The 18,952-nt window shown below is 42.2% G+C and carries 16 protein-coding genes; 4 read left to right on the top strand and 12 right to left on the bottom strand.

Features of this window, described 5'->3' with window-relative positions; all coding sequences use genetic code 11:
- From TY16_RS11920 to TY16_RS11910, 3 genes are all read right to left on the bottom strand, one after another.
- Positions 1-534 (bottom strand): TerC family protein (locus TY16_RS11920; protein WP_043932153.1); only part of this gene is annotated, 534 nt, incomplete at its 3' end.
- A 45-nt stretch (positions 535-579) separates the two neighbouring features.
- Positions 580-861: a YkvA family protein gene (locus tag TY16_RS11915; RefSeq protein ID WP_043932152.1), complete on the bottom strand. Its 282-nt coding sequence runs from the start codon at positions 859-861 to the stop codon at positions 580-582.
- Between the two features lie 696 nt (positions 862-1,557).
- Positions 1,558-5,037 carry a hypothetical protein gene (locus TY16_RS11910; RefSeq protein WP_052342697.1) on the bottom strand — a complete coding sequence of 1,160 codons (3,480 nt, stop codon included), beginning with the start codon at positions 5,035-5,037 and terminating at the stop codon, positions 1,558-1,560.
- Positions 5,038-5,201: 164 nt separating this feature from the next.
- Between TY16_RS11910 and TY16_RS11905 the strand changes: the two genes are divergently transcribed.
- Entirely contained in the window at positions 5,202-6,581 is a 1,380-nt protein-coding gene (locus TY16_RS11905; protein WP_043932151.1) for a dipeptidase, read from the top strand.
- 235 nt (positions 6,582-6,816) lie between these two features.
- Here the strand turns inward: TY16_RS11905 and TY16_RS11900 are convergent, their stop codons facing one another.
- Positions 6,817-7,662, bottom strand: a complete 846-nt coding sequence (locus TY16_RS11900) for an MBL fold metallo-hydrolase (RefSeq protein ID WP_043932150.1) — start codon at positions 7,660-7,662, stop codon at positions 6,817-6,819.
- A 131-nt stretch (positions 7,663-7,793) separates the two neighbouring features.
- On the opposite strand from TY16_RS11900, the gene TY16_RS11895 reads away from it, so the two are divergent.
- Entirely contained in the window at positions 7,794-8,264 is a 471-nt protein-coding gene (locus TY16_RS11895; protein WP_043932149.1) for a hypothetical protein, read from the top strand.
- A gap of 53 nt (positions 8,265-8,317) precedes the next feature.
- On the opposite strand, the gene TY16_RS11890 is transcribed toward TY16_RS11895, so the two are convergent.
- The 5 genes from TY16_RS11890 to TY16_RS11870 form a co-directional block, all read right to left on the bottom strand.
- Positions 8,318-10,597, bottom strand: a complete 2,280-nt coding sequence (locus TY16_RS11890) for a helicase C-terminal domain-containing protein (protein ID WP_331281060.1) — start codon at positions 10,595-10,597, stop codon at positions 8,318-8,320.
- Positions 10,598-10,867: 270 nt separating this feature from the next.
- Entirely contained in the window at positions 10,868-12,823 is a 1,956-nt protein-coding gene (locus tag TY16_RS11885; protein ID WP_043932147.1) for an LTA synthase family protein, read from the bottom strand.
- A gap of 120 nt (positions 12,824-12,943) precedes the next feature.
- Positions 12,944-13,192: a hypothetical protein gene (locus TY16_RS11880; protein ID WP_043932146.1), complete on the bottom strand. Its 249-nt coding sequence runs from the start codon at positions 13,190-13,192 to the stop codon at positions 12,944-12,946.
- A 163-nt stretch (positions 13,193-13,355) separates the two neighbouring features.
- On the bottom strand, positions 13,356-14,603 hold the full coding sequence (locus tag TY16_RS11875; RefSeq protein ID WP_231505602.1) for an MFS transporter: 1,248 nt from the start codon (positions 14,601-14,603) through the stop codon (positions 13,356-13,358).
- A gap of 376 nt (positions 14,604-14,979) precedes the next feature.
- Positions 14,980-15,465, bottom strand: a complete 486-nt coding sequence (locus tag TY16_RS11870; RefSeq protein WP_043932145.1) for a hypothetical protein — start codon at positions 15,463-15,465, stop codon at positions 14,980-14,982.
- A gap of 164 nt (positions 15,466-15,629) precedes the next feature.
- On the opposite strand from TY16_RS11870, the gene TY16_RS11865 reads away from it, so the two are divergent.
- Positions 15,630-15,809 (top strand): H-type small acid-soluble spore protein, encoded by a 180-nt coding sequence (locus tag TY16_RS11865; protein WP_043932144.1) that lies wholly within the window; start codon positions 15,630-15,632, stop codon positions 15,807-15,809.
- A gap of 49 nt (positions 15,810-15,858) precedes the next feature.
- On the opposite strand, the gene TY16_RS26580 is transcribed toward TY16_RS11865, so the two are convergent.
- From TY16_RS26580 to TY16_RS11850, 3 genes are all read right to left on the bottom strand, one after another.
- Positions 15,859-16,020 (bottom strand): hypothetical protein, encoded by a 162-nt coding sequence (locus TY16_RS26580; protein WP_043932143.1) that lies wholly within the window; start codon positions 16,018-16,020, stop codon positions 15,859-15,861.
- 262 nt (positions 16,021-16,282) lie between these two features.
- Positions 16,283-17,437 carry an acyl-CoA dehydrogenase family protein gene (locus tag TY16_RS11855; protein ID WP_043932142.1) on the bottom strand — a complete coding sequence of 385 codons (1,155 nt, stop codon included), beginning with the start codon at positions 17,435-17,437 and terminating at the stop codon, positions 16,283-16,285.
- 57 nt (positions 17,438-17,494) lie between these two features.
- Positions 17,495-18,154, bottom strand: coding sequence for an exonuclease domain-containing protein (locus TY16_RS11850; protein ID WP_043932141.1), 660 nt, complete (start codon positions 18,152-18,154; stop codon positions 17,495-17,497).
- A 149-nt stretch (positions 18,155-18,303) separates the two neighbouring features.
- On the opposite strand from TY16_RS11850, the gene TY16_RS11845 reads away from it, so the two are divergent.
- Entirely contained in the window at positions 18,304-18,741 is a 438-nt protein-coding gene (locus TY16_RS11845) for a pyridoxamine 5'-phosphate oxidase family protein (RefSeq protein ID WP_331281059.1), read from the top strand.
- Positions 18,742-18,952 lie beyond the last annotated feature (211 nt).

The raw sequence follows: 18,952 nt of genomic DNA, 5'->3' as shown, positions 1-18,952 counted from the left end.
TTTTGCTGCTGTGTAAGCGAGGACGGCTGCCCCAATTGTAATAATGATAGGAAAGCGCTCCATCCATTTCAATATAATTGTACTTCCCCATACAACAATTGGAATTGAAATCAGCAATCCGAGAATGACAAGCAGTGGGTGTCCATCCGCGGCACCGGCTACTGCCAATACATTATCAAGGCCCATTAGTGCATCAGCTACAATGATTGTCCAAATGGCTCCCCAAAATGTTGTTTGAGCCTTTACCTCGTGCCCGCTTTCCTCGGTCAGCAATTTATAGGCTATTACGAGCAATAATAATCCGCCAATTAGACGAAGGCCAGGAATCTCCAACAAATAAACGACAAGGATGGTTGCGGTTGCCCGTATGACAATCGCTCCAACTGTTCCCCAGATAATTGCTTGTTTTTGTTGTTTTTTTGGAAGGTTTCGTGCGGCAAGGCCAATTACGATTGCGTTATCCCCTGCCAGAACAAGGTCAATAATAATTAGCGAACCCAATGCTGCCCAAAACTCAGGTGAAAATAATTCCATACACAAATCACTCCATGAACTTAATGTTTACATTGAAACTGAAAATCATTCAATCTCCATCCCATGCTTTTGCCTTAAAGAATCTGGTGCCAGCTGGATGATTTGCTGAAATACAAATAATAAAATTCCAACATCATCAATCAACCCAAACATTGTTAAAAAGTCAGGAATCAAATCGATAGGCAATAAAAAATAGCCTATGATCAGCCCTGCCGACAGCAGCTTCTTTTTAAAGGAAACATGGCCGGATCTGAAGAAGTCCATTAAAAAGGGACCAAACTTCCTTACTTTGAAAACTAGTCTGATTCTTTTCCAAACCTTTCTCATTTAAACACCCCATTGAAAAGAAATCCTATGTACTATTTCCCTATATTAAAAACAGATAACACTGCATATTTTTCCAGTGCGCCACCGGGTAACGCTGGCTTTGCTTATTAAAAAGGAGAATGAATACAAGCTTGGCGTTGAAACGGCCAATTAACAAAGAAAAGATGTTACTGTTTTTGCAAACAAAAAGACCCTTACCGGTATGCGGTAAAGGTCTCGCTTACAACTGGCGGTTGCCAGCAAAGCCGGGGTACACCCGTCATGACGACTTTGCTGTCTTAGCTACTCCCCTTTAAGGACTATGTTATTTATTTTAGATTTCGAAGCTTTTTCCGTCAAGAGAAATTACTTAAATTTCCCTTTTTGTTCATGTTAAGGAAACTTTAGATTTCGCGACTGGAATAACTTTTTTATCTAGCTCGTCTACGTCTAGCTCCACAAGGAAGGCTTCGGCAGCATAAGCATCGCACGAAATTACGCGATAGCGTAATGAGGAGCACCTACGCGTGCGCAAACTTCAGGGCTCCTCCCTACGATAAGTCATGCACGAATGCGCTAACGCTCTTCGTGATTCCTTTATCTCAGTCGAAGCCCCTCCATTTTGTACGGCGATGACCACTAAGGAAAGCTCCCAGAATAGTCATCGCAGGGACAGGCGGCACTTTGGCTGTCACGAAGGCGCTTGCGCTTTTGTGGTTAGTTCCAGCCTTTTAGGGCATTTGTAACCTTTCGTTTTAATTTCTGGCCAATGGGTTCTCCGCCACTTTCTCCCCTTTGTTTATTCCACTCATTGAAGGAGGCAATTCCGATTAACAAAGTGCCTGCTACTAACAAATAACCCCACCAAGGCAGATTCCCCCAGAACGGACGGGTTTGAAGGAAAACATTCAACAACAGTACACCGGCTCCTATAAAGAAGTAGGATTTTATCCTTAGGAACATACCTGCAAGCAATGAAACAAGCGAAAGTGTTCCCAGAATAAGCGCATCATAAACAGTGGAACTCGCAAGCCCATCCTGGATAAGCAAAATCGCCGAAATCAGCAGCGCTGCCCACTGAAGGTTGCTGGTCACATTGAGGTATCGTCCCTTCATTGCCTTTCGAAGGAAAATTGCCAATGCAACGATTGGCAGTACCCAAGCTTCTCTTTCGAAAAGGGCTGGTATATCAAAGCGGCCAATGAACTCATAATATGGCTGAAGCAGGATCACTCCTGTTACGGCAGGTACGAAGAAGCCAATAGCTTTGTCAACACGGCTCTTTTGCAGCCATACGGTAATAGCGATGAACAATCCAGGCAACGGAGCCATCCAGAGTGCCTTATCTGCAAACTGATACATATAGGTGAAGTAAAGGAATGAAACTATTGTATACGAGTCAATTTCAAGCTTTTTAAAATCCCCAATTCCCTGATAAAGTTTTGAATAGACATACTTACCTGCTGCCACATGGACCAGGCCTGCGGCACCTGCCGCAATGAAGATTAATGTGTCTGAAAAAGACGAACCAGCGGCAAATTCTATTGAGGCAAAAAATATTAGCAGCAGTGGAACAAATCCAAGTACATCCAGTTTGTTTTTGTGAAGGAATAACAGAGTTCCAATTCCGTAAAGAACTGTTACGGTGAACGCTAGCTGTGTAAATGGATAGGTAAAGCACATAAACCCAATACCTAACATTGAAAACCCGGAAATATAATAGGCTGCCCATTCCTTTACTTTTCCTTTTAAAAACATCCAACTCAATATAAATATCATGCTGGCAATCGGGTATTCATAGTTCCCGTAATATCCGTCAATAGAAAAATCGAGGACCTTGTATACGGATATAAATACTGTGATATAAGCAGTATACAAGAAAATAATTTTTTTCCTAAAGTCTTCGGTCAGAAGGCTGCTGATTGTGTAAATTGCTATTGCCAAAAGGAAACTGAGTAAAGACCAATCAGAATCGACCGCCCAGGACAGCGCCAAAGTGAAGGGCAATACTAGATGGCCAAGCCATGCAAATCCCCAATAAAGAAGTCGATTCCTATTCCTAAAACCAAGTGAAAGCAGCAGCAAGAACACTGCCCCGCCAGGTATGATAATCGAGTTTATTGAATTTGAAAGCTGAAGCTGACCATTAGCCGATGCTGCTGCCGAAAAATAAAAACTTAGGACAACAACACCCAGCAAAATTGAAGACCACTGTTGCGTTTGCCGTTTGAACAGAATCCAATAGCATAGAATTCCTCCAAGCATAAGTCCGGGACGGACCCAATCAGGATCGCTGCCACCGCTGCTCAGCAACAAAATGCCTAGTGTATACATCCCCTGCCCTGTATAAAAGAAGGTCTTTTCAAGTTCACTGTCACGTGTTTTCAAAACAATAATGGATACTAGGAGCAGGATTGCACCTGAGATTCCAAAATAAACAGGGGATCCAAGGTCTATATCTATAAATGCATTTTGAATCCCTGCCCTTTGCCAAAAGGCTATAACCGACAATCCGAAAGAAAGAGGTGCTGCCCAGGCTGCCACGTGCTTAACCACCGCTCTGTCATCCAGTTTCCGCAGCCCAAGCACGGCAGCACCAAAAAACAATAGCATAATCCCAAGTTCCAGCCATTCCTGAAACCCCTGGGCGAGAATTATAGAAAACAGCATTGCTGTTAGGCCAAGTTCCCTCGCTGGTTGCCTTAGCATATTAATAGGCTTTTTCGTACCAAGCCAGCCAATTAGCCCAAACAGCAGTAACCCAGCTGTAAAAATAGCTGACTGAAAGCTTACTTCAAGCACATAGGTATCGAACAGCCCCGAAGCTTCAAAAAAAGCAGAACCAAGGAAGGCGGCACTTAAATATGGAAACAATCGTTTTTTTTCAATAGAGAATAGGAATAAGAAATTTCCCGCAATAATCAAATAGGCAATTAGGAGGACGATTGATGCTTCTCCCCCCCTTACCAGGAAGCCTTCAATTGTAATATACAAAAAGGCGAGAATGGAAACTGCGGCACTTGTATATCTGAACGCACGTTCTAGCAAGAAGGCTCCTTTTAATGCTTTTGGTACAAAAACAAATCCAAATGCAAGCAGCGCATAAAAAATCGCATCAACTGTTTCAAAAACCGAATGTTCTATTAGCTGGTACGCACCATAAACAATCATCGCGCTGAATATGAAATGATATTCCTTTTTGCCACTGACAAACATCATCGACAGATAGACAAAAGCTGTCAGAATCAAATTGAAGCTATAGAAAAGTTCATTATCATAAAAGAAGAGCATTAACAAAGTTGAAAGAATCAAATTGGCCTGAATGTAGACCGGGAATTCTTTTGCAAAAATCTTAAGTGACTCGCGATTACGGTATGTGAAATATACAAAAATGAACAATGCATTATAAAGCATAATTCCCAGATAAAAATAGTCAATTCCTAGCTTTAATGCTGCCAGCAGGAAACCCGCAGCGAAAGAAAACGCAACGAATGAGAACCAGACGAAAAGCCTGGATGATTTCTTTTTTGCAAAAGCAATATAAACAAGTGCTGGGAAAAAGCTGCCTAAAAAACCAAGAAAGAACTTTCCTTCCCCATCAACTGATAAATAAGAACCTAGCAGACCAAACCATCCAAGGGATAGGACAAAAATTGGTAAAAACAAACTGCCGAGGATGATAAATGCGAACGCTGTCCTTTCAATTTTCAGCACTTTTTCCGAAAGATAAGCAAACCCAAAGAATACCAGAGAGACAAGAGCGATGGAACTGCTCTTCATAAGTGAGCTCATTGACTCCCAATTGCTTGTTGCAACAAACAAGCCGCCAATTAAAAGGAATATAACGCCGATGTTTAACAGCCAGCTAATATTGCGCTCACGGATTTGTTCAGATGTAAGTACCTTTTTAGGTTTTGGCACGTATTTGGGCGTTGCAGGGAGTTCGACTTTTCCAGCAGAAGGCTCTGCTGTTTTCTTGACGGTAGGTTTTGGATACAGCTGAACAGGAGTCTTGGGTTGAGAACTAATCTGGTCAGTCTCTTGCAATGCAGCCTCCTCCAAAAGGTCGAGATGATACTGCAGATGTGCTTTGCCAACGTTATTGGCAATTTCAGGCTCGATATATCCTTTGTTTCTCATATCAAATAATACTTTTCTAAAAAGCTGCCTCTCTTCTTCTCTCTGATTAGACTCCATATTCATCCCCCTGAAAAACTTGGTAGGTTATCCAAAAATTACTCCTTAAGTGTAATTTTACACATCTAAACTCAATTTTCAATCTTTTTTTAAAAAATGTATAATTAAAAGGTGTTTTTCTTTCGGGTATAGAAGTTTAAAATGAAAGCAAAGGAGGAATTCAATTGAATCAAAAACTAAAGGACTATTTTCTACATAATTGTGATAAGCATTTAGCAGAGCTAACCGAGTACCTAGCCATCCCAAGTATCTCAGCCCTCCCCTCTTACCGTGAGGAAATGCTTAACGCGGCTAATTGGACGGCTGCGATGCTAAAGGAAGTTGGGCTCAGCCGGGCAGAGGTGTTTACTGGTAAAGGCCATCCAATTGTTTATGGGGAATGGATTCAGGCTGAGGGCGCACCGACCGTACTAGTGTATGGGCATTATGATGTACAGCCGGTTGACCCGGTGGAACTTTGGGATAGCCCTCCTTTCGAGGCGACGATACGTGAAGGCAAGTTATATGCACGTGGTTCCAGTGATGACAAAGGCCAGATTTTCATGCACATGAAGGCTGTTGAGGCAATATTTCAAACAGTTGGCAAGCTGCCTGTAAATATTAAGTTCCTTATTGAAGGTGAAGAAGAAATCGGAAGCCCGACTCTCCCTTCTTTTGTCGAAGAAAATAAAGAGCTTCTTGCTGCGGATGTATTGGTTATTTCAGATACTACTATGCTTGAACGCGGGAAGCCTGCGATTGTTTATGGATTACGCGGACTGGCTGGAATACAGATTGATGTGAAAGGTGCCGCGGGGGATCTTCATTCGGGGCTGTATGGCGGCGCCGTCCAAAACCCGCTCCATGCACTTGTAGAAATCCTTTCCTCGCTTCGAGGTTCAAATGGTGTAATTAGTGTGGATGGATTTTATGATAAGGTCCGTCAGCTTTCGGATGAAGAGCGTGCTGAATTCGAAAGCTTAAACCAGAGTGAAGAAGCTTTGCGCGGCCAGCTCGGTGTCCCCGAGCTTTTCGGCGAAGAAGGCTTTACAGCGCTAGAGCGTATTTATGCACGGCCGACTCTTGAGGTAAATGGAATTTACGGAGGTTTCCAGGGCGACGGAATTAAAACAGTCATTCCTTCAGAAGCCTATGCAAAAATAACCTGCCGGCTTGTTCCCGACCAGGACCCACAAGAAATTGCCGACCTGCTTGAAGCTCATGTGAAAAAAGTCGCTCCAAAAGGTGTGACTGTTTCAGTTTCACAATTTGACAAGGGAGCTGCATTCATCACTCCTTTTGATCATCCTGTAATCCAGGCAGCAGGCCAGGCTTACGAAGAAGTTTATGGTGTTCCAACAGCTTATATCCGTGGAGGCGGCTCCATCCCAATCGTTGCCGACTTCAGTGGAATTCTTCAGATTCCGGTTGTTTTAATGGGCTTCGGGCTGGCTGATGAGAACTTCCATGCACCGAACGAGCATTTCAATCTGGAAAACTTCGACAAAGGACTAGAGGTCATAGGAAGCTATTTGTTTAAACTGACTGATGTTCTAAAACGATAAGATAAGGGCATCCGCGATTTGGAGCGGATGCCCTGTTTTATGGGGATTAGGTACAAATGGCTTGCTTTATTTTCCTTATATCAAGGACAAAATAGGTACCTGACCAAGTGGAAATGTCCTTGAAATACTGTTTCAAGTACAATATGGGTCACTCATCAAGTGAAAATGTCCTCGAAAGTCAATTTCAGGGACAATAGGCTTCTCCAGAAAGTCAAAATGTCCTTGAAAAACTATTTTATTTCTCCCCATCCACATACTTACCGTAGTCGGGAACAGCTATTGAATCAAATTGATCCGCAAGATTCCGGAGTCCAACTAGAAGCTCCTCACCATTGACAGGACGGCCGTGCCCAGTGATCGCTACTTTCGGCTTCAGTGCCTCCAATGCCTGAACAGAAGCTTTCGCGGTTGCCCAATCGGTTGTCAGGTAGCGAGGCGGCCCTGTGATTTCCATTTCTTGAGTGAAAACCTTATAGAGAGAGTCCTGCCTGACGGTAACGAAGGCATCTCCCGCAATAAGTGAACGGTCCGATTCTCTGAACAAAGACACATGTCCCTCAGTATGCCCAGGAGTATGAATCCATTTCCAGCCTTCCATAAAGGGAACGGTCCCATCGCCGGGAAGCAGTTCTAGATTACGATCCAACACGATTGCTTCATTTGGATAGTAAGGTGAGATTTTTGCCAGCATGCCTCCCTCTACAGTTGGATCTGGTTCCGGGTAGTCCTGTTGGCCAGTCAAAAAAGGCTGCTCAAGAGGATGGGCGAACACAGGCATATTCCATTTTTCAATGAGATCAACAATTGCCCCGACATGGTCAAAGTGGCCATGTGTCAAAATTAGCGCCTTCGGAGGGGTGTCTATCCCAAACCGCTCCTCAGCTTCGTTTATAATAGTATCCGCTGATCTGGGCATTCCTGCATCAATCAGGACCCAATCGTTGCCTTCACCAGGCTGGCCATAAAACACAACATTGACAATCTGGATCGGAAAATAGTATAAATCATCCGTCACTTGTTCACCAATTCCAGAATTAATGCTTGTCATAGGGATAATTTTCTTCTCGTATTCGTTCTCCATAATACTGCCTCCTTTTAATTCGCTCTTTTGACTTATTCCCCGCTTTCCTTATTTTCATTCAGAGAGCATGCATTTGCGGCAACCCTCAATGATTGTTATACTGAATGAAAATTCAACTTGCTGGAGGCTATATGTTAACGTTTGAACAAAAACTTGCAATCATAGAATCTTTTCCGGAATTAACACGTAAAGATGTTTCGTTAGGCCGTGTCAATTTCCAATTTGAAGAAAGTGCCACCGAAAAAAAGAATGTAATCTATCATCTGCATCCAAATGGGAATGGCTACGTTTATGCAGCAGGACAGCCTGGCTATCAGATTGAACAAAAGGGACTCGTCAATATCAGGGATTTCACAGAAAAAGAGCTCCGGGAACTGATTTCCAAAACGATTGCCCTGATGTCCGGCGAGGAAGAAGAAAGCTCTGAACAACCGAATGGCTCCTTGGAAGAATCATGGGTAAATAAAGAAAATCAAAAACTGATCGTCATCAACGAAGATGAGCTATGGAATGTGTATTTTGGTGCCAATCTCGAAGAAAGCTTCGGCGATTATCGTGAAGTACTGGAGTATATGGCTGAGGAAGGTTTTAGTAAAAGATAAATATGAATAAGGGTGTCCCGACCTAATGGCTCGGACACCCTTTTTTATGAATACTAATTTAATATCGTGAACTCTTTCCATTCATTCGGAAATAGGTTAAGATACTTTTTTTGCAAAAAGCGGTCATCAATTAGCAAGATTGTCCCGGTATCCTCCTCCGAGCGAATCAAGCGGCCGCCTGCCTGGAGAACCTTGACGAGTCCCGGGAAGGTATATGAATAATCATAGCCATTTTTCCCAATGGAGGTATAATAGTGTTTCAAAATATCCCGCTCAAAGGACAGCTGAGGAAGCCCGACACCAGTAATAATAACCCCATTCAGTTTGTCACCAGGAAGATCGACACCCTCTGAAAAAATGCCTCCCATTACCGCAAAAGCAACGAGACTCCTTGCGCGGCCCGCTTCAAAGTTGCTTAGAAACTGATCACGTTCCTCCTCGGTCATTTGTGATTGCTGGATGAGAACATCTATTTCTTCCCCTGGATTAAACCGTTCAGATACTTCCTTCAGATAGAGATATGAAGGAAAAAAGCAAAAATAGTTACCCGGCCTTTCTTTAACCAGCATCTCAACCATTTCGGCGATCGGCGAATAAGATGCATCCCTTACTTTGTAGCGCGTTGACAACGGGCTAATAAATACGTCAACCTGCTCTCTGCTAAACGGCGATGGTATGGAAATAACCTCATCTTCCTCTTCCGCTCCGAGCATTTCCTTAAAATAGTCTCCTGGTACGAGAGTAGCCGAAAAGAATATTTTACTCCTGAACGCTTTGCCCGCCTTCTTTACCAGCTCTGAAGGATCAAGGCAAAGCAGCTTTACTGACGTTTCATTTCGTTCGTGTGAAAAATATGCGCAATACTTCTCATTATAAAATCCGGCAGTCCGGATAAAATTTTGTGCCGAAAAGAACGCATCAAGTAATTCCTCGGAAACTTCCTGGCCTTTTACCAACTCTGCTTCGGCTTCATCAGCAAACTCCTCAATGGCTTCGAGCAAATCCTCTGGAACACCTTCCAGCAAAAACGCATGCCTGCCTTCAAGTTCTTTCTTTCTATCCACAAAATACTGATTGATTTTGCCAGCAGATTTTGACAATCCGGAGTTTGATTTTTTATAGTCTCTTTTAACGGCGAGATAGCCTTGCTTTTCTAGGACGGCTGAGAACATCTCCCGCGCTCTATCCGGTAGGTTATGTGCCTCATCAACAAGAAGTGCTGTACGCTTTTTCTTCTCATCAAAAAGCCTTTTTAAGGAAACACGGGGGTCATAAATATAGTTATAATCACAAATAACCGCATCGGCGTGATAAGCTACATCCAATGAAAATTCAAATGGGCACAATTGATGTTTTCTCGCGTAATGTTCCAGGACCGTACGATTTATCCTCGTTTCATGTTCATAGATATCAAGAATTGCTTCGTTTATTCGATCATAGTAGCCTTCTGTAAATGGACAGCCTTCTCCCGGACATCCTTCATCTTCCCTGAAACAGATTTTATCCTTTGCCGTAATTGTGACCGAAGTTAAATGCAGCCCATTGGCAGCCATTAACGATAGAGCTTCTTCGGCGGCATGCCTGGTTGTTGTGCGCGCAGTTATGTAAAAGATATGGTCTATGACCCCTTCGCCGATTGCTTTTATACTTGGGAAAAGCGTAGATATCGTTTTTCCGATACCAGTAGGAGCGTTGGCGAATAAGGTATTCCCTTCCTTAATGCTCCGGTAAACGGTACCTGCGAGAAGACGCTGGCCTTGCCTGTAGGCTGAGTGTGGAAATTCGAGACGTTTAGCGGACCCTATCTTTTTCTCAAAATGTGAAAGCTTCATTTTTGCAAAAGGAGCGTAAACCTTTAACGCAAAATGGAGGAACTCTTCAAGCTCCACTATTGAAAAAGTAGAGATGAAAATCTTTGTATCGTTTGTACCCCTTTGTACATAGGTCAATTGGATGTCAATTTCCTCAAGGTCGTGTTCTAAGGCAATAGCATAGGCATAGCACTTCGCCTGTGCCCAATGGACAGGATATGAATCAGCTTCAATCCATTTCAGGCTGCCTGCCGTTGATTTAATTTCATCAATAACCAGATAGCCATCCCTGACAAGCAATCCGTCACAGCGTCCTTCAACGATAAAATCCAGTCCTTCAGCAGAAATGTTAAATCGAAGCGGCACCTCTTTCTGATCTTCCTCATGATAGCCTTTCTGGATCAGTTGGTGAGCTCTTGTCCCTTCTATCATTGCCGTCTGCGGGCGAATCCCAAATTCAATGCTACCACTTCTATAAACATACTCAGCAAGTGCCCTTGCAGATATATTGATAGCCTCCATCATTGTCACCCCTTTCTGGGGAATATATGTTCTTTTATCGTACCATACATTTTACTCCGGGAAAATAAAGAACCAGGCAGCAGCGTTGAGGTGCCTTCGTTACAGTACCGGCTGGAAAGTGGTTTAGGAATTGAATAACGTTGAATTATTCGGAGACTCAGGTAGAAAAAGCAAAAAATGTGGTAGAAATCGCCTAGGAAAAGCAAGATAACAGTGAAGAAGCTAAACCAATAAAAAAGAGCGAAAGGGATATCCCTTTCGCTCTTAATATTATTCTTCTGTATCGCTAACTGGTCCGTCTTCCTTGATATACTCATAATCCTCAGGATTTATTGGCTTGAATCCATTAGGCGTATAGAATCTTAGCAAGTCCTTCAAGACCAATTCGTCTGACATTTGAAGCTCTGTTTTAACCTTTTCGGAATACTCCAGGCACAGTTCTGATTCTTCTTCGATCAGTTCACCTGTTGAAGTGTTATAGCACTTATCACTAATTTGAGTGATTTCAGGTGAGGTGAAGTCACCATTCCTGAATCCAACAACTTCATGATGGTTAGGTGATAAAAGGTCTGATCCAAGCTCCATGTAATCTTTCGAGTCAATGCCGAGCAAATGCAGGACAGTTGGGCGCACATCGATTTGGCCGCCAAACTTCTCTATCTGCTTGCCTTTAACTCCAGGAATATGAATCATAACAGGAACCTTTTGCAACTCCATATTCTTTAATGGAGTCACTTCTTCACCAATCACCTGTGCCATTGCTTCATTATGGTTTTCGGAAATACCGTAATGGTCTCCGTATAACACAAACATTGTATTTTCATACAGTCCATTTAACTTCAAATCGTTGAAGAATTGTTCTATTGCCTGGTCCATATAGTTTGCCGAAGTGAAATAATTATCAACAACATCATCCCCTGTGGTACCTAACGGGAAGTCCGTATCACCCGGATCCATTTCAAATGGGAAATGGTTAGACAACGTAATGAATTTAGTATAGAAAGGCTGCTTCATCCCTGCCAGCATCGGGATCGATTCCTTGAAGAAAGGCTTATCTTTCAATCCATAGTTCTTCACTTCTTCGTCTTTCATGGTGTAATATTCGGCATCGTAAAACTCATCATAGCCCAAGGCCTTGTACATGACATTCCGGTTCCAGAATGTTTTATAGTTTCCATGGAAAACCGCGGATGTATAACCCTGGTTCTTAAGGATGGCCGGCATGGCATGGAATGTGTTTTGAGCTTTGTTAATGAAAACGGCACCCTGAGTCATAGGGTAAAGCGAGTTTTCCATTAGAAATTCAGCATCGGATGTTTTCCCCTGGCTGGTCTGGTGGTACACATTCGAGAAGTAGAACGTGTTATCATCCTTAGCAAGGGAATTCAGGAATGGTGTTACTTCCTGGCCTTCTAGCTTGTAATCAATAATGAAGCTTTGCAATGATTCAAGCGCGATATAGACGACATTCATACCTTCAGCTTTACCAAAAAGCTTAGGGTCTGGTTCTGAATAGTTCGCTTTTCTGTAGTTCTCGATTTCGGTAATATCGTTACTGTCAGCGAGTGCGCGCTCACTGGAAGAGCGTATGTTTTGAATCGCATCGTAAATGGTAAAGTTATACGTACCGAGATATTTTACGAGGTATGCGCGGTCAAAAGACCTTGTCAATAGCTGTGGACGATCCTTTTCAGCGAGACCCAAATTGAAAAGGAATGTAGTAACAGCAAACAGCATTGCAATCCGGAAGGCGCGCTTGCCTGGTTCCCTGAACCGTCCAATTGCCTTATAGGCAAGAACTGCCAGGATAATTGTATCCGTAAAATAAAAAATATCCAATGGGCCCATCAGCGATGCAGCACTATCACCGAGCTGGCCTGCATTGACTTTTGCTTGCATGAGCACGGGCAATGTGATGAAGTCATCGAAGAACCTGTAATACACAATATTTGCGTAGAGCAGAAAAGATAAAATCAAGTTGGTTACTGTTATCACCCAGAATTGGACTTTCTTGCGAAAGAGCAAAGCTATACCAAAGAAAAATAAGGCTGAGCTAAGCGGGTTTAGGAACAGCAGGAATTTTTGGAGTCCATTATCAATTCCAAGATTAAATTCAATAAGATAAGCACTGTAGGTTTTTAGCCAAAAGAGGACGACGGCAAGAATGAAAAAGGAATATTGCCTGTTTTTCCAATCCCCTATTTGTTTTAAATGTTGGTGTGGCATGTTAATTCTCCTCTCACTTACCGAAAGCAACACAGGTAAACAAACCTCAATTACTATAACACATTATAGGAAAAAGTGGAATTAATAATACTGCTTGTTTCTTCCTGGTGCAGCCAATATTTATCGGCCCGTTTCCTCTTTTTTCAACAGGATTTGTGCTAGTTCGAGGTCTCGCTCACCACGTTCTTCATCGGTGATAAGGTCATATTTTTTTAAAAGATGAAAGACTTCATTTAGCTCCAGCTGAGTTGGGTTTGTGTCTAGCCAGTCCAAAAAGGTGTCACGTATATTAGACGGAAGTAAGTGGCTTTGGGTTTCATATTTTTTTTGGACATCTTCTGAAGTGTGGTCAAGCTTGCAATTCCCCATTAAAATCTCATTCCTTTTATGTTAGTTTGTATGTCCAGATCCCCAAGGAAAGCTTCCCTGAAAATACAACGCACGAAATTACGCGATAGCGTAACAATAATCGCGGCGAATGCGCTAACTCCCTGCGATAAGTCATGCGCGAATGCGCTTTCTCTTTTGTTTGTTAACCAGCCTGTTTTAACTGCCCTGCCTTGCTCTTTTTTATATAAAGGAAAAACAATAAGAAGAAAATCGCGCTCGAAGCACGGATAGCAGTGGAAATGTACATAGATAAATGAATAGTTAATGTTTCTAAAAGAAATACCCCGAACTGTGGAGCAATGAAACCAATTATTGCAAGTAATACATTATAGTTTGCGATATAAGCGTGCCGATTATCATCCTTAGTCACTTCCAGTAGCTGGTTGAAGAGTATAAGGACGGTCCCGGATACAAAGAAACCCGAGAGGCCATTGGCAATGGTGATGTAGACGAGATTCGTTGAAACGATAAATGAAACCGGTGCTATTGACATGCCCAATGCTACAAGTATAAGCATTTTTGCATTTCCGTGCTTGTCTGCCATCCTGCCCCACCAATTAAAGCTTATGATTTGTGCAAGCTGATTTGTTACAGTTAATATACTAATCCAAAAACCATCTGCATGTGCATAGGAAATTTGGTAAATACTGAACAATGGCCAAGCCATCTGCCAGCCAAAGTTGAAATACAACCCGCAAATGAGGAAATATAAATAGGGCTTATATGTAAAAATGGATAAATCAGGCTTAAGTGATATCGATTTCTTGCTTGTCCCGGTTTTTTCTTCCTTATGCTTTATCAAATAGTAAACTTCAATAAGGCTTACGAAAAACGCGGTTATGAAGAGTGCCTGGTAAGGAACAGGATTGTTCTTATCAAATTGCTGAAGAATGATTCCAATTGTAAAAGTCGTGATCATTCCAACAATCGTCAACACCCTGTTTCGTTCACTGAAAAAACCGTTTCGGCGGTGATCAGGTACAAGGTCGCCAATAAGCGATTGCCAGCTAAGTGTTGCAAACGAACCAGGAAGATTCATCAGACCTACCAATAGGACGAATATCCAGCTCCTGTATTCAGCTGGCACATAGACGACAAAGAACATGCCAAGCAGGAACAGCCTTGTGAAAAAGGTTGAATAAGCTGTAAAAAATTTCTTTTCAGACAGTCTGCCCATTGCAATCGACCCGATAAACATGGCAAACATGCCAACGAATTGAGGCAATGAACTAATAAGTCCGATTTGATAATTTGAAGCCCCTAATACTCCAAGGGCAAACAGGGAAAAATAGTTATTTGTAAGATTTAAGGCGATTGTTGAAGCGATTCCATTCTTTTTACTATAGGTTTCATTTAGTTTAACAATTTCCGGCTTATGATTGGGGATCACTTTAAGACTTCCTTATTGGGAAAATTTCTTTTGCTGACTTCCTTAGATATCATAAACCCGGCATCCTATTTAGGCAATAATCATTTTTGAAGATTTTTTTTGATTATTATTAGTAATACTGACTTTCGAAGTCATGTGAAAAAGAACACGTTGCAGCATCAACTACTCGTCGTCTTCTCTCATCGATACAGGTTTGACCTAAGTCGCTAAACCTCTTATTCAAATTGGCGTTATAAGATTTAAGACACAAGCCGGCATTTTTAATAAAAATGAAAGCGCAGTCAAAGCGTATATTATATAGAAGAAACTAGGTAATAAAAACAGGAAATGGTTTGGCCATTTCCTGAGTAATTATATTTATTTTCGAACTGGAAATTTAGAACCAGAAATTTTCCCAACTGCGTCCTCTGCAGTTGTTATGATAAATGTCTTGGCTGCCGCCAACATCATAGGAATCCCGATTATTTCCTCTGCCAGTACAACGTCCACAACGTTTCCGGTCTTCAGTGCCTGCTACATTACCATAATTTGAGTTATATCTGCCTTCTGAACAACCACAGCGATTATATCCTCTGTTGTTTCTATCTCTGGCATCACCCACGTTACGGTTGTTCCGGCGATTTCTATTAAATTCGCCTGCTACATTACCGTTCCTTCTATTTCGATCATTCCGATCATTTCGATCAAAAATTCCTCTGACTCTATCATCGTTAAGGTTCCGATTATCTTCTGAGCCAAGGACCACTAATTGATCTGCCCGAATAACCACTCGATCTGACAGGACTTCAACATCTCGTACTTTATTATTGTTTCTGTTATTATTTCTATTATTATTTCTTCTATTATTTCTTCGTTTGCCCATGTAAATCCCCTCCTTCCTTCTGTTTATAACAGCATATGAAAAGGACTTGTACGCGATTGGACAAGAACCCGCTTGTACTGAAATGTGTTTCCGCCTATGTTGTTGGATAATTTCAGTTTTGATGCTAATGCTATAGGTATCTAATTTTGAAAGGATGATTTATGGTGGATGTAAATCGGGTAAAACAAATTCTTTCTTCTTCTGCGGATATTAACGTTACATACAATGGAGCAGAGGTTTGGATAGACGAATTACATGATGACGGGGAAACAGCAACCGTTCATCTTAGGGGACCGCTTGAAGAAAGAACAGTCATTGAAATAAAGGAACTTAAAGAGGAGTAAAAATAACAAGCCCGCACTTGGCGGGCTTGTTATTTTTATATAACGTGTCTCAGCTTTTTTCCAGCTGTTCATCCCTAATCGACGATGGCTGTGGCTGGGTGTCCTTGGTAATACTCTTAAGAGAACTGCGTTCGTATGGACCTCGGTCCTGGCCTGCCCCAGGAGCAATATTGCTCATTGGCAGCTGTTGAAGTTCTTTTCCTCTCGGCAAGGTCAACACTCCTTTCCCCTTTAGCTTGTCAAAGATAGGAGCATTTATCCCACTCTTAACGGGCAGTAAAACCCCTTCCTCAAGATTCCCAGTATAGCCGAAAAGAAAAGGTGGGGGTTCAAATGCCCGTAAAGGTCCGATTGGTAAACTAAGATTTTTCTTGGGGCTTTAGCCCTTAGAAAAATCAATCGGGCTCTGCGCTACTAACCATCAGTGGGGGGGAACAAAACCCCCACTGATGGAAGGTTCACTTTATCCGAGACTAGCTGCCTTTTGAGTTCAATGCAGATGCTGCAAGCACCTGTATCGTCATATCGTCCATAGGTGGGTTGTGCAGACCAGCCCTGACATCCCGGTAGTATCTTTGAAGCGGGTTAGATTGTGACAAGCTGCTCGCCCCGATAACACGCATAGCGAGATCGACAATTTTCTGTGCTGTATTAACGACGGACATCTTGGCTGCATTCAGTTCAGGGAGCATGCCACTTCTAGTCTCTTCATCAGATTCATCCCATTTCCTTGCCACACTATATAGGAAATGCCTTGACTGCATAAGCAGTAGTTCCATTTCGCCAATTCGCTGCCTTACTGTTGGAATTTCACTTATTGTTCCATTAATGCTATTCGGTGAATAACTCTTTGCAAACGAAATAGCATATGTTTGGGCCGCCGAAGCAATTCCTAAATAGCATGCAGGGATATGAAGAAGCCAGCCGTTGGGAGCTTTATTACCCGAAGCTGTTTCTACTAGTTGTTCATCATTCACTTCTACATCCTGAAGCACGAGATCATGGCTGCCTGTGCCTCTCATTGAGATGCTGTCCCATGTTTCTTCAATCGAAACACCTGGAGTATTCATTGGAATAAGGAAGATTCCCGCCTCATCCCTTCCCTCTAGGCTTGCGGAAACAAGTACAAAATCCAGTACAGGAGACAGGGTGGTAAAGATTTTTCTTCCGGTCAGCCGCCACACCTCGCCGGTTTTTACTGCCGCCGTCTGTGGTTTGCCGCCGCGGGTCGGGCTTCCTGTTGATTTCTCCGATGCAGCACTATTTATAAGTGAACCGTGTATTAAGGTGTGTTCACATACCTTGCGGAAAACTTCTTCCTTCCATGGCCTTTTTTCAGAAAGATTCTTAATGATACCCATATGCCAGCCAACGGCTAAAGCTGTCGAGCCATCGCCTTCAGCAAGAATTTCCTGAAGCTGAATCAGTTCCAATAAAGAGATATCCATTCCGCCATATTCCTTAGGAACAGTTAGGGTTGTATATCCAGATTCCTTGAGAATATTAAAATTCTCAAAAGGAAATTTTCCTTGTTTGTCGACTTCATCTGCACGCTCATGAAATAGTCTTGCAAGTTGTTCCGCAAGCACTTGCCTTCCTTCAGATGAGTTTGTTGTTCGAAAGTCCATCAGAGTCACTCCAATTACTTTGAAAAATAATGATGATATGTAAATACTCCAACCCTTCTAATTACCCCAGGTGTTGGTAGAGGATGTCCCCCTGTTAGTTGAACGCCAATTCCGATAACCTGACTTTGATGCTGCGGGTTCATATTTTCGCATAGGTTTTTTCGATAAAACTTCCTTTAAATATGGATAACCATCCAGATTTGGCTCCTTCAACAATGCCATTAGCTGAACAATATCATCCATGGCTCTGTGAGACTGAGACCCTGAGATTCCATGGGCTTTTAAAAGTGACAGAAGGCTGCCGCTCTGGAAGCCATACTTCTTCCACGGGATATTCCGCATCGTGCAGTACCATTTCAGCTCGTTGACTTCAGGGTACATATGATACAAAAAGCTTCGGTCAAATGTTGCATTATGAGCTAAAATTGTATCGGAATGCCCGAACAGCTTCATAACCTTTTCATCATCAAAAACCTTTCCCTTAACATCGGCAAACGGTATGCCATGTACCCTGAATGCGCCGGGATAATTCCTAATCGCTGATTGTGACAGAGGCTCCCGAAGGAATTCAGCTTCTTCTAGGATATCGACAATTTCCCCAGTTTCGTCGTCATAGGAAAACAAAATCATACCAAGTTCAATAATTTCATCGCTTCCCGGCTTCAGACCTGTTGTTTCAGTATCAGCAAGCAATCCGGTTCTGATTTTTCTATTCATAGCGCTTCTCCTCTATGTTCATTCGTAAGATTCTTTATACAACTATCCTACCATAATACCCTTTTAACAGCTTCATATCACATATATTCGGTTTTGTTTTTAATGATATAGGGATACTAAATGAGAACCAATAAAGGAGGCGGATTTTTTTGAGTGAAACATTGAAGCAAAGAATAATGTCCATTTTGGATAGCCAAAAAACCGGAACACTTGCGACTGTAAGGAACGGGAAACCTTATTCTCGTTATATGGATTTTTACCACGAAGGGCTTACACTCTACTGTGCATCAAACCGGGATACCCATAAGGTAGGAGACCTTGAGGAAAATCCTTATGTTCATGTCCTGCTTGGATATCAGGGAAAGGGCCTGAAGGATAGTTTCGTTGAAATTGAAGGTAGGGTAATCATTCATGATTCGGAAGAAATGAAACAAAAGCTTTGGAATTCTGATTTTGAAGGCTGGTTTAAGGGTCCTGATGATCCAGACTACGTCATTTTAAAAATTACCCCCGAGCAGTTCAGGCTTATGAACACGGAAAGTGGAAAGCCAGAAGTGTACTCAGTTGAAGATTCGGACCTGGAATAGAGAACGCTAGCAAGATGCTAGGTGTTTAGCAGAAATTCTGAGTTTTATGGCACACTTTTTGCGTTTTATGAAGAATTTATGGCTTTTATGATACACTTTCTTCGTTTTATCAAGAATTTTTGAGTTTTATGCACACTCTATGAGATTTATAAAGGTTGGGATTTTACTCCCCATAAGGTGGACAAAAAAAGGAAAATCAGTTTATTTTGAA

It is taken from the genome of Bacillus sp. EB01, from assembly GCF_000613125.1.
Taxonomy (GTDB): domain Bacteria; phylum Bacillota; class Bacilli; order Bacillales; family Cytobacillaceae; genus Bacillus_D.
This window is presented reverse-complemented; position numbering and strand designations above follow the sequence as displayed.